Source organism: uncultured Ruminococcus sp. (assembly GCA_902785355.1).
Lineage (GTDB): Bacteria > Bacillota > Clostridia > Oscillospirales > Acutalibacteraceae > Ruminococcoides.
Map to the genome: position 1 here is coordinate 1 of CACZYF010000012.1, position 12,072 is coordinate 12,072.

At 53.6% G+C, this 12,072-nt stretch carries 9 protein-coding genes; 4 read left to right on the forward strand and 5 right to left on the reverse strand.

Annotation, left to right across the window (positions count from 1 at the left end):
- Positions 1-232 precede the first annotated feature (232 nt).
- A complete protein-coding gene (locus R2I50_RS04130) occupies positions 233-2,950 on the forward strand; it encodes a CDP-glycerol glycerophosphotransferase family protein (protein WP_316607850.1) in 2,718 nt (905 codons plus the stop codon).
- Positions 2,951-3,035: 85 nt separating this feature from the next.
- On the opposite strand, the gene R2I50_RS04135 is transcribed toward R2I50_RS04130, so the two are convergent.
- On the reverse strand, positions 3,036-4,178 hold the full coding sequence (locus R2I50_RS04135; protein WP_316607851.1) for an acyltransferase: 1,143 nt from the start codon (positions 4,176-4,178) through the stop codon (positions 3,036-3,038).
- A 188-nt stretch (positions 4,179-4,366) separates the two neighbouring features.
- Here R2I50_RS04135 and R2I50_RS04140 point away from each other — a divergent pair, with 188 nt between their 5' ends.
- The gene (locus R2I50_RS04140) at positions 4,367-6,055 is read left to right on the forward strand and encodes an NFACT RNA binding domain-containing protein (RefSeq protein WP_316607852.1); all 1,689 of its coding nucleotides are present in this window, start codon (positions 4,367-4,369) and stop codon (positions 6,053-6,055) included.
- A 98-nt stretch (positions 6,056-6,153) separates the two neighbouring features.
- Here the strand turns inward: R2I50_RS04140 and R2I50_RS04145 are convergent, their stop codons facing one another.
- Positions 6,154-6,837, reverse strand: a complete 684-nt coding sequence (locus R2I50_RS04145) for a DNA alkylation repair protein (protein WP_316607853.1) — start codon at positions 6,835-6,837, stop codon at positions 6,154-6,156.
- Positions 6,837-7,745, reverse strand: a complete 909-nt coding sequence (gene trxB, locus R2I50_RS04150; protein WP_316607854.1) for a thioredoxin-disulfide reductase — start codon at positions 7,743-7,745, stop codon at positions 6,837-6,839. Before trxB ends, R2I50_RS04145 begins: the two co-directional genes overlap by 1 nt.
- Before the next feature lie 125 nt (positions 7,746-7,870).
- Here trxB and trxA point away from each other — a divergent pair, with 125 nt between their 5' ends.
- Positions 7,871-8,185, forward strand: a complete 315-nt coding sequence (gene trxA / locus R2I50_RS04155) for a thioredoxin (RefSeq protein ID WP_316607856.1) — start codon at positions 7,871-7,873, stop codon at positions 8,183-8,185.
- A gap of 60 nt (positions 8,186-8,245) precedes the next feature.
- Here the strand turns inward: trxA and R2I50_RS04160 are convergent, their stop codons facing one another.
- The gene (locus R2I50_RS04160) at positions 8,246-8,617 is read right to left on the reverse strand and encodes a metal-dependent transcriptional regulator (protein ID WP_316607858.1); all 372 of its coding nucleotides are present in this window, start codon (positions 8,615-8,617) and stop codon (positions 8,246-8,248) included.
- Between the two features lie 202 nt (positions 8,618-8,819).
- On the reverse strand, positions 8,820-10,304 hold the full coding sequence (locus R2I50_RS04165) for a UDP-N-acetylmuramoyl-L-alanyl-D-glutamate--2,6-diaminopimelate ligase (protein ID WP_316607859.1): 1,485 nt from the start codon (positions 10,302-10,304) through the stop codon (positions 8,820-8,822).
- Between the two features lie 473 nt (positions 10,305-10,777).
- Between R2I50_RS04165 and R2I50_RS04170 the strand changes: the two genes are divergently transcribed.
- Positions 10,778-12,058, forward strand: a complete 1,281-nt coding sequence (locus R2I50_RS04170; protein ID WP_316607860.1) for an extracellular solute-binding protein — start codon at positions 10,778-10,780, stop codon at positions 12,056-12,058.
- The last annotated feature ends 14 nt before the right edge of the window (positions 12,059-12,072 follow it).

Below are 12,072 nucleotides of genomic sequence, written 5' to 3' on the forward strand. Positions count from 1 at the left end.
GGTTGGAAATCCCCTCGCGAGTTCCTTTACCATTTCCTCAATACCAGCGAGGTCATCTTTTCTTGAATTTGTGTAACACATCATTGACAAACCAACATAAGTGAGCTATTACGGCGGTGTTGTTTTATTGACAACCCGCTTCTGTATATGGTACAATATACAGTTGGAATCAATATATTATTAGCTATATCTGCGAGGCGTTTCGATGCCGATCGCAGGAAAGAGGAAGGTTATGACTGTATCTGTTATTATTCCTTATATCGAGAGCGGCGATATGATCCGGAAAACCGCCGACTCGGTAAATAATCAGAAGAAGGTAAGCGACGGCATCCTGAACATGTTGGTCGTCGATATCACGCCCGAGCAGGACGCTTCGGCGAAGCTGAGCGCTTATCATAACGCCCGCGTGATCGCCGCGCCCGACTGTGAGAACGAGGCGCAGGCGTATAACCGCGCTTTGAAGGAGCTATCCTCCGACTATGCCGTATTTGCGCGTCCCGGCGACGTATTCGGCAGCCACTTCTTTATGAACGCATTAAAGGCGGTGGGGGAGAACAAGCCATACGTGTTTGCCTCTCCGATGCGTTTCTGTATCAATCCGGTGTACAGCCGCTATAAGTATATCAACCGCACCAACGTTCTGCCGCAGTATGAGAATACCGTGGTGGATATCCGCTTGAATCCGAGCTTCTTACAGTTCGAGATCGACGGCAACATCATCCGCTCCGACGTCTTGAAGCAGTATCCCGCCGACGATTCTCTGCTGTATGAGTATTTTCATGATGTAATGATCCGTCTGCAGAAGGATCACCCGACCTATTACGCGATGGGTAAGGCGAACTTCAACACCTTCATGCCGCTGAGTGACGATTCGGCGTACTTTGTACCCTCCAATCATATCGAGTGGTATAAGAAGTCGATCGACGAGTTTCTGTTGCCGCTGGCTGAGCGCGAGACCCTCCCCGACGGTACCTTGCCTTATCCGATCCAGTACTACCTGATGTACGCGGTGTCTTCGCGCTTTCTCGCGAACCAGAACAACCGCAACAAGCGCAACATGAACGAAGAAGAGCTGCAGGAGTTCTTTGCCGCCTGTAAGAAGGTGCTGAACCTGCTCGACGACAGCATGGTGCTCGACGCGGGCAAGTACAAGGCGCTGGGCTACTTCGAAGAGACCGCAGAGATGTTCTACATGCTCAAGTATGATCAGACCCTCGAGACCATGCCCCAGCACCTGAGCGAAGGCAACGAGGATATCGCCCTCGACTGCGCCGACGTCGCCGTCGTGCGTATGCAGGGTCAGCGCGTCGGTCTGCACGTGCTGGATTACAGCGACGGCAAGCTGCTGCTGGACGGCTCCTTCCGCCGCGTGTTCAACCTCGAGAATATCAAGCTCTATGCCGTGTGGAACGGTAAGCGGATCGATCTGGAGGATATCGACCGTTATTCGCTGACCAAGTTCTTCGGCATCAGTGCGTTCAAGAAATTCACCTTCCATCTGGAGCTGCCGATCGATGACGCCAGAGCGAAGCAGAAGCTGAGCTTCTTCGCCGAGTATAAGCATACCCACGTCCCGCTGCAGTATTCCTTCCTGCACCATTGGGCGAAGTTCACCCTCAACCCCGAGGGCAGCTACTGGCGCTTTAATAAATATATGGCGACCATCGTCGAGAACCGCGATATCATCATCGAGCACGCCTCCGCCTCCAAGACGCTCAAGCGTGAGCTCAGGTATCTGCCGCGCGTGTTCATGGAGAGCGGCAGAACCTTCATCACCCGTATCCAGTACTGGCTGACCCGTCCGTTCTATAAGCATAAGCGCATCTGGCTGATGTACGACAAGCTCTATAAGGGCGGCGACAGCTGTGAGTATCTGTACCGCTACTGTAAGGATAAGCACGACGGCGTTACCCGCTACTATATCATCGATAAGAACACCTCCGACTATAAGCAGATGAAGAAGGACGGACTGCATCCCGTCAAGACCGGTTCCCTGAAACATAAGATGGCGTTCCTCAACGCGGATATCGCGCTGATCACCAACTCCCAGTGTTTTCCGTTCAACGGCTACAGCCTTGATAAATCCCGCTTCATCCGCGATCTGTGCAACTTCCCGACGATGTGCTTACAACACGGTCTGTCGGTGCAGAAGTGCGCGATGGCGCAGCAGCGGATCATCGATAATACGCGGATGTACTTCATCGCCTCGAAATACGAGGAGAAGAACCTTAACCATCACGCTTACGCCTACAAGGACACCGGTATTCTGAAGATGACCGGTATCGGCCGCTATGACGGCTTGATCAATAATGATCAGAAGCAGATCCTGATCACCCCGACATGGCGTATGTACAATGCGATGCCCGTCACCACCAGCGAGGGCGAGCAGCGCTCCTATAACCCCGAGTTCAAGACCACGGTCTACTACCGTATCTATAACGATCTGATCAATAATCAAAAGCTGATCGAGACCGCTAAGCGCACCGGCTACGCGATCAAGTATCTGCTGCATCCGATCCTCAGCGCTCAGGTCGACGATTATACTCCCGATCCCTATGTAGAGGTCATCTCCTCGGTCGGCGATATGAGCTATGAGAAGATCCTCACCGAGTCGAGCCTCATGGTGACCGATTACTCCGGCGTCCAGTTCGACTTTGCGTATATGAAGAAGCCGGTGGTCTACTTCCACCCCGACGAGCTTCCCGCTCACTATGACGACGGCGGATTCTTCTACGACACGATGGGCTTCGGTGAGATCTGCACCACCTCCGATAAGCTAATCGACACCCTCTGTGACTATATGGAGAACGGCTGCCGGATGAAGCCCGAGTACATCGCCCGCGTGGACGACTTCTATCACTACGACGACCATAACGCCTGCGCCCGTATCTACGACGAGATCATGAAGTTCCAGAAGCAGGTCGATCGCGACAAGCTCAGGGTCAAATAACAGCGATAGGATAACCTATTACAGATAACAGAAAAGCTCACGGTTCCGATACAGAGCCGTGAGCTTTTAGCATTGTTTTTTGGGATTATTTTGCGGTTTTCTTTCGCTTTCTCTGAGCGCGGAGCTCCTCCCAATTCTTGGGCTTTCTCTGCATGTACGCCATGAAGTAATCGCACAGCTTGCGGACGACGACGCACAGCGCTAATGAGAACACGAAGCTGCCGAAGTACAGCATGATGTAGTGCTTATCGCTGATTTCGAATACGCGGTCGAGATAGCTGTTGATGTTCAGGTAGATCATGTAGTATTCCATCGAATAGATGCCGACGAATTCGAAGAAATTGCGCAGCAGATTGCCCCTGCCGCGATGTCTGAGCTCGGTACAAATGAATGAGTCCAACACTACCAGGCTGATGCCTAAGGGACAGCTCGCATAGCGCCAGATGAACATATACATGGTTTCCATATCTTTGTTGTACGCGGGATTGATGGCTTTAGCGATCGCGCCGAAGTTGCCGATGATGAACAGCATCCCCACCGCAACGGCAAGGAACGCCCATAGCCAGTGGCGGCTGATCTCTCGCTTTTCCATCACGAACTTGCCCGCCCAGATACCGATGATGAATACCGGTACGCGGCACAGACCGATCTCCCAGAAATCGTAGTAGTAGGGTGAGACCGCTCTGACGGTGAAGGTGAAGGCAACCACGAGGGCGACCAGCCCGAGCATACCGCCTAAGCGGAAGCGCTCGATGATCTTGTAGAAGATCGGAAACGCGATGTACAGTACCAGTATCAGCGAGATGAACCAGAATACGCGTTCACCTCTGAAATAGAAGTATGTAAAGGAGATGCGTTTCAGATACGCGGGAAATCCCGACTGGTAACGTCCCTCAACGTAGCGGATCGAGAAGAACACGATGCCGATCAACAGCGCTGTCGGCAGTACGCGCATCAGGCGCTTTTTCCAGAAGTTGAGCAGCTTACCGTCCTTCGTGAACGAGAAGAACAGCCCGACTCCCGACAGGAAAAGAAACATGTCAACGCCGACGTTGCCGGTCCCTTTAAAGAACTTGAACGCATCGATCAGAAACTTGTTATCGGTATAAGGCTTGAGCGTAAGCTCGAACGAGTGGAACAGTCCGATCCACAGCGTTGCGATACCGAAGATGACGTTGCGCGCTTCGCTGATTGCGAAGAGGTTGAACGTCTTTTTCGCTTTGGTCATTCATATACCTCCTGTCACCTGTTAAGGCGGAGTGAATTTATTATCAGATAACAGTTAGAGTATAACAATAAAAACCCGCTGTGTCAATTTTGTTGCGTTTTTGTAATCTGTCGTTGGGGTCGGCTTGACTTTTCGCCGGGATAACGGCATAATAGATGGAGAATTTGTAGATTGTTTTGGAGGAAGCTATGGCTTTTGACGGTGTAATGATGACGATGGTACGGCGCGAGATGAGCGATGTCCTGCTCGGTTCGCGCGTCAGCCAGATTTACCAGCCCGCACGCGACGAGCTGGTCTTTTCGTTCCGCACGCAGGAGGGAACGCGAAAGGTGCTGATCCGCCTGTCCGATTCGCCTCGCGTACACCTTTCGACCTGCTCGATCGAGAATCCGCCCGTACCGCCGATGCTGTGTATGCTGCTGCGCAAGCGGCTGGGCGGCGCACGGCTCGACGATATCACCCAGCCGAAGAACGAGCGCGTCCTGTGTCTGCACTTCGAGGCGGTCAACGAGATCGGCGACAGAGAGAAACTGCGCCTGTATATCGAGATCATGGGGCGTTACTCCAACGCCGTGCTGACCGACGGCGAGGATCGGGTGATCGACACCGTGCGCCGGATCGATTTCTCGACGTCCGAGGAGCGCGTGCTTCTGCCGAAGCTCCCTTACGAGCTCCCCGCAATGCAGGATAAGCTGTGTATCGAGGAGCATGAGCCCGAAGAGATCGCCTCGGCGATCGAAGAGCGCGGCGGCGACGACCGCGCCGTGCTGAATACGATCCAAGGCATCTCGCCGATGATCGCCCGCGAGCTGTGTTACCGTGCCGGGGACAGCGATATGACCGCTCAGGTAACATGGCTGAAGGCGCTGGTCGAACAAGGCAGGGGAGAGCCGACGCTCGTGTATAAGGCGGACGGTTCCCCGATGGATTTCTGCTTCATGGATATCCGCCAGTATGAAGGGGCGCTGACCACTAAGCGCTTTGACTCCTACGGCGAGCTTCTCGATACCTTTTTCTCCGACCGCGACCGAATCGCCCGCATGAAGGCGAAGTCGTCCGATCTGAATAAGCTCTTGAACAATACCGTTGACCGCCTGTCGCGCAAGATCAATCTGCAACGAGCGGATCTCAAGAAGTGTGCAGACCGCGAGCAGTTGCGTATGAAGGGCGATCTCTTACAGGCGAACCTGTACCGCATCGAACGCGGAGCATCCGCTGTAACGGTCGAGAATTTCTATGCAGAGGATAATGCTCCGTTGACTATCCGCCTCAATCCCACGATCTCCCCCGCGATGAACGCCCAGCGCTTTTATAAAGAGTATAATAAAGCAAAGACCCGCGAGACGATGCTGACGCAGCAGATCGAGCGTGCGACACAGGAGCTCAGTTATATCGAGAGCGTACAGGATATGCTATCCCGATGTGAGACCGAGGCGGAGCTTTCCGCGATCCGTGCCGAGCTGCGCGAGCAGGGTTATATCAAGGCGCAGAAGAATACCGTCAAGCGTAAGGACAAGCCCCTCCCGCCGATCGAATATCGAAGCTCCGACGGCTTCCGAATCCTCGTCGGACGCAATAACAAGCAGAACGATCAACTCACCCTTCGCACGGCGCAGAAGAATGATCTGTGGCTGCATACCAAGGGCATCCACGGTACCCATGTGATCATCGTCGCGGACGGCAGAGAGATCACCGATACCGCGGTCCTCGAAGCCGCGCAGATCGCCGCCGCCCACAGCAAGGGTCGTGACAGCGCGCAGGTTCCCGTCGATTACACCCGCGTCAAGCACGTCAGCAAGCCTGCGGGAGCACTGCCCGGTAAGGTCATCTACGTTAACTATAAAACGGTGTACGTTACGCCGAAAACCCCTCAATAACCGCAAAGCCGAGACTGTGATCAGCCTCGGCTTTTTTATTGTAATGCACTTGAACGATCTCGTTCGGGAGCCGTGGAAATCTCAGCAAAATCCATCGGCTAAGATTTCCTTTTTAATGTACGCAGGTATGCTTTATGTTCGTCGGTAACGCGGTAGCTCTCGATCGCCTTTTGAATGGCTTTGTTGTGCGTCCATATCTCGAGCTTTTTCTCCTCTATACACGGCACGGTCGCTTCATACTGCTTTGCGAGTGCTGTCGCGATGTACCACGCCTGCATCATCCGAACATAGTACTCCTTACTCTGTACCGCGGCGACCTTTTCGATGTAACTTGGATCAAAACGGTCGTCAAGGAAGTAGTTCATCAGGCAGAGGATGCCGTAGCGCACGGTGTAGGGGAGAGCGGAACGCAGCCAGCGGTCGATGTGCGGCAGCAGTCGTTCCGGCTCGCGGTCGAACGCCTTGATACGCATGGAGTCGGTCAGCGCCCAGCTGTTGAGGTATGGCAGGAGCCGCTCGACCTCTCTGAGCCCATTATCGAAGTCGCGGATATAACCGATGATGAAGCTGTGCAGCTGGTATTCTTCGAAAAATTCGTGAGGGAGCTTGCCGATAAATTCCGTCGCTTCCCGCGTGTCTTTCAGCTCCTTGGCGAGCTTTCGCAGAGCGGGGATCCGCACGCCGATGATCGTATTCGGATCGACCGTAGGATTCAGCTTGATCGAACCTGCCTGATAGCCCCTGTCCTGTAGGACAAACAGCTTTTTCTGTATGTCGGTCATCATTTGACCGCTAGGTATTCCTGTGCCGCCGTTGCCGCCTGAGCGCCGTCCGCACAGGCGGTGATGATCTGGCGCAGGGTCTTTTGGCGCGTATCGCCCGCGGCGTAGAGTCCCGCGGTCTTGGTGCGCATCTCGTCATCGGTAACGATATAGCCGCGCTCGTCCAGCTCAACCAACTCAGCGAACAGATCGTTGTCGGGGATCAGTCCGATCGCCTCGAACACGCCGCTGACTTCGAGATCGGAGATTTCTTCGGTGTCGAGATTCTTTACCGTCAGCGCAGAAACGCGCTTCTCGCCCTTGATCTCCAGCGGGATGTGGCGGGGCATGAGATGGATATTGTCGATATCCTCAAGCTTGTCCAGATAGCTTTTCGTTGCGGTCGGATGCTCGCGGCGGAAGATCAGGTACACTTCCTCGCAGAGCTTCGACAAATAGATCGCGTCGCCCAGCGCCGAGTTGCCCGCGCCGATGACCGCGACCTTCTTCTTACGGAAGAAGCCGCCGTCGCATACCGCGCACCAGCTGATGCCTCTGCCGCGCAGCGCGTCCTCGCCGGTGATACCGAGCTCGCGCCGGCGAACGCCGTTGGCGATGATGACGGTTTTAGTTGTGAAGCTGTCCGCGTTGGTCGAGACGGTAAATACGTTGTTCTCCTTAGCCAGACTTGTCACGTCGGCAGAGTAGCTCTCTACACCCAGCGCGTCAACCTGTGCCTTCATGTTGGCAGCAAGCTCAAAGCCCTCGATCTCCTTGTAGGACGGGTAGTTCTCGATGGTGGAGGTCAGCGCCGCTTGTCCGCCGAAGCCGCCCTTCTCGATGATGAGGGTCGAGAGACCCGCGCGGGAGGCGTAGATCGCCGCGGTCATGCCCGCAACGCCGCCGCCGATGATGATAAGGTCATACATAATGATCGCTCCTTTACTGATATTAGTATTGATGATAACGGTGGAAAAATATTCATATATTATCTATAGATTTCTTGAATGATCTATGATATAATCTGGAAAAATAAGAACGGAGGTTTTATATCATGGCAGTTGAACATTTAACCGATAGTAATTTTGCCGGGAAGATCGCTTCCGGTGTAACGCTGGTGGACTTTTTCGCGACATGGTGCGGCCCTTGTAAGATGCTCGGTCCCACGATCGAGGAAATCGGTGCCGAGTCCGACGGTTCCTTCGGCGTGTACAAGGTCGATATCGACGAGTGCGAGGATATCGCGATGGATTACGGTATCATGAGCGTGCCGACCCTGATCGTCTTTAAGGATGGCAAGGAGGCGGTACGCGCCGTCGGCGTACAGCCCAAGACCGCGATCCTCGACGCGATCAACAGCGTAAAATAATCCATTATTACCCAAATGCAACAGCACCCGCTGCGGATTTCCGTAGCGGGTGTTTTCGCTCTACGCTTCGTTATAGTGAAAATAGTTCTTGATGGCGGCGAAGGACTTGTCCGAGACGACATGCTCCATACGGCAGGCGTCCTCGGCGGCAGTCTCTTCATCCACGCCCATCTCCATGAGCATCTTGGTCAGGTATTTGTGGCGTTCATAGATCTTTTCCGCAACCTCTCTGCCGGTTTCGGTCAGGCTCAGCCCGCCTCCGTCGCCGACTTCGACGAAGCCGCCGTTGCGGAGAAGTCCGATCGCGCGGCTGACCGAGGGCTTCGAGAAGCCCATCTCCTCGCCTACGTCGATCGCGCGTACAAAGCTCTTTTTCTGCGTCAAGAGTAGGATGGTTTCAAGATACATTTCTCCGGATTCCTGAAGCTTCATAACAGTTCCTCCCGATGATTCGGTTCTATCTAAGTTACCCTTATATTACCATAGGCTAATCCAAAAATCAAGTCGTACACATGTTGTGAATACTGCATAAAGCTACGACGAATGACCGCACCGCCCGCGCGGGTGTAAACTTCGCAGAGAGAAAGCCCCCGAACATGTGCTCGGGGACTTAGGTGCTCTCATTGGTTTATTCTCAGTTGGGATTTTCGTCATCCTCGTTAAATTTGTCGTCGAGGATATCGGCAATGATCTCGCGCTCATCCATGTGGTATTTTACGCCGCGAATCTCCTGATAATCCTCGTGGCCCTTACCTGCCAGGACGATGATGTCGCCCGCCTCGGCATTCTCAATGCAGTAGCGGATCGCGTCGATACGGTTGGGGATGACGACGTACTTGCCGCCGACCTTGTCGAGTCCGACCTTGATATCGGCGATGATGTCGTTGACGTCCTCGAAGCGGCTGTTATCCTCGGTTACGACGGAGAGATCGGACAGTCTGCCGCTGACCTCGCCCATCTCGAAGCGGCGGTTCCGCGGACGGTTTCCGCCTGCGCCGAACATGGTGATCAGGCGATGGGGCTTGTATTCGCGCAGGGTGGAGAGCACGTTCTCCATGGAAACGGCGTTGTGCGCGTAGTCGATCAGCATGGTGTAGTTGCCGGGAACGGGAACGACCTCGACTCTGCCCTTGACCTTGACGGTTTTGAGACCGGTCAGGATATTTTCCTTCCTGAGGTCAAAGTGGCGGCATACCGCAATCGCCGCGAGTGCGTTGTAAACCGAGAATCTGCCGGGGATCGCGACGTCTACGCTCAACTCCTCGGCACCGGTAGTCTTGAAATGTACGCCGATGAAGCCGGATTTCGCGACCAGTTCGTCACCGTGGGCTACGAGGTCGGCGTTCTCGCTGTAGCCGTAGGTCTCGATCGTGCAGGTATGACCCTCGGTCACGCCTTCGGCGCTCTCATCGTCGATATTGATGATACCGGTCTTGCAGCGCTTGAACAGGAGGCTCTTGCAGGCAAGGTATTCTGCCATATCCTTATGCTCGCTGTCGCCGATATGATCGCTCGAGAAGTTGGTAAAGACGCCGTAGTCGAAGAGGATTCCGTCGGTGCGGTGCCATTTCAGACCGAGGGACGACGCCTCGATGACCATCGCCTTGCAGCCTTCGCTCACCATGCGGCGCATCGCCTGCTGGATCTCGTAGCTCTCGGGGGTCGTGTTGTTGGTTTTGTAGATCTGGTTGTCGATCAGGATGCCCAGCGTGCCGATGGTGCCGGTTTTGATGCCCGCGTTCTCGAGGATAGAGCGAATCATCGCGACGGTAGTCGTTTTGCCCTTGGTTCCGGTCACGGCGATGGTGGTCAGCTCCTCGGCGGGTCTGCCGAAGAATTCTACGCTCATCAGCGCTAACGCAGCGCGAGCGTCCTTGACTCGGACGACTGTCACGCCGTTGTAGACGACACCCTCGTCCTCAACGATCAGCGCCTTTGCACCATGCTCTACCGCGTCGGGGATGAACTTGTGGCCATCGACGTTGTAGCCTTTAAGGGCGACGAACGCACAGCCCGGGACGACCTTGCGGCTATCATAGATGACATCCTTGATATTAATGTCAAGAGATCCTCCGTCAAGTGTATATTCACAGTTCTTCAGTAAGTCGATAAGCTTCATTATAAGCCTCCTACACTCATTAAGGTTAAAAATACTTCTATATTATACATATAAAGGAGGTGGAATGTCAATGTATGTTTTTGCTGTTTATTGTCGGGTTTGGTGAAAATCGACGAAAAAAACGGTGAAGTTTCAGCTATGAAGCTTTTCGTTCTTTTAGGGAATCAAAAAAAGATCGGCGGGAAGATTTTCGCTAAGATTGGAAAAGGGACTTTGACATTATGCACAAAAAGCAAATCGTTAAAATTAACAAACAAAACAACCTACGTTTGTTAATAATCAACAGAAACAAAAATTTCAACTGTCAAAACCAACAAAAATCAATTTAATAATTAATGATTTAGATAAAAAGTACAAAAGGAGTTGAAATCACAGGTGATCTTATGGTAAAATTTATACAGTGATTAGGTGTACCGGTCCGGATTCTCGGTACATCTGTCCAAATTATTTTTTGGAAAGAAGGAATATCCACCATGAAAAAATTTGTTGCATTGGTACTGGCCGTCCTGATGATGGCTTCCGTACTGGTCGCTTGCGGCGGCGGTAACAAAGGCGGCGAAGCTACCAAGACCGACACACCCAAGGGCGACACTCCTGCTGCCGAGACCCTCGACATTGAGGACGGCGCTAAACTGCTGGTTTGGTCCGCTGATAAGGCTGTTGACCTGACCAAGAAGCTCTGCGAGGACTTTAAAGCTGCACACGCTGACAAGAACATCGAGATCGAAGTTCAGGTACAGGGCGAAGACGCTGCTGCCACCCAGCTGCTCAAGGATCCCGACGCTGCTGCTGACGTATTCAGCTTTGCATCCGATCAGCTGAGCCGCCTGCTGAAGGCTGACTCTCTGGCTCCCGTTTTCTCCGCTGAGGACGTTATCGCCCGCAACAGTGAAGACTCCGTAACCGTTGCTACCGTTGACGGCGAGCTGATGGCTTTCCCTGAGACCTGCGACAACGGCTACTGCCTGATCTACGACAAGTCCGTCGTATCCGACGAGCAGGCTAAGACTCTCGAGGGTGTTCTCGAGGCTTGTAAGGCTGCAGGCGTTAAGTTCGTCATCGATGCAGGTAACGGTTTCTACTCCTGCATGTTCCCCTTCACCGGCGGTCTGAAGATCGACGGCATCAAGGATGACGTTCAGCAGTTCAACGATTACAATGAGGATGAGGTCGTCGCTACCCTGAAGGCGTTCTCCGATCTGTTCCACAAATACAGCGACATCTTCATGTCTTCCGAGGACAGCCGTATCAACGCGGGCTTCCAGGAGACTCCTCACACTGTCGGCGCCGGCATCGACGGTCCTTGGAACGTTACTGCTGACCTGGCTGCTCTGGGCGACAACTTCGGCGCTGCCAAGCTCCCCACCATTAATGTCAACGGCGAAGACAAGCAGATCATCTCTCTGCACGGCTTCAAGTACATCGGCGTAAACGCTGTTTCCAAGTACCCCTACGCTGCTCAGGCTCTGGCTGACTTCCTGACCAACAAGGAATCTCAGGTCGAGCGCGCTAAGGCTGTTGCTTGGGCTCCCTCCAACGAAGAGGCTCTGAAGGATCCCGCTGTCACCGAGAACGCTGCTCTGAGCGCGATCTTCGAGCAGAAGCAGTATTCCGTACTGCAGTCCGGTATTGCTGAGACCTTCTGGACTCCCATGGGTGCTCTCGGTAACTACCTCTGGCAGGAAAGCGCCAACGACGAGGCTTCTATCAAGGCTCAGCTCGAGAAGGCGATCATGCTCATCAAGGACGAATAATCCAACTTATTCTC